This is a genomic window from Cellulomonas sp. P4_A2 (assembly GCF_056402515.1).
In genome coordinates this window covers 1-364 of the sequence record NZ_JBFUHG010000232.1, presented here as the reverse complement: position 1 = coordinate 364, position 364 = coordinate 1, and the positions used below count along the sequence as shown (strand labels likewise).

The following is a 364-nucleotide window of genomic DNA, read 5'->3' as shown; positions in this document are numbered from 1 at the left end:
GACTTCGGCCGCGCCGCCGTCCTGCTCGCGGTCAGCATCGACGACGCCCCGCTCGACCGTGCCGGACCTCAGCTCGTGCTGCCTCAGGACCGCTGCGGGGCCCGGCACATCAGCGGCATCAACGCGATACGCGTGGACGGTGGTTACGCCTCGTGGACGTGACACCGGCGAGCGAGCGGAGTTGACGCGTGATCCACGGGGGCCGCCACCCGTGAGCGCCGCGTCAGGCGCGGTCGATGTGCACGTTCGTCGACTTCACACGGGCGGTGGCCTCCATGCCGACCTCCAGGCCCAGCTCCTCCACGGCCTCCCGGGTCAGCAGCGAGACCAGTCGGTGCGGACCGGCCTGGATTTCCACCTGGGC

The 364-nt window shown here is 71.4% G+C and carries 1 protein-coding gene; it reads right to left on the bottom strand.

Annotation, left to right across the window (positions count from 1 at the left end; genetic code table 11):
• Positions 1-223: 223 nt before the first annotated feature.
• Positions 224-358 (bottom strand): TOBE domain-containing protein, encoded by a 135-nt coding sequence (locus tag AC1DUE_RS20860; RefSeq protein WP_477041300.1) that lies wholly within the window; start codon positions 356-358, stop codon positions 224-226.
• Positions 359-364: the final 6 nt, after the last annotated feature.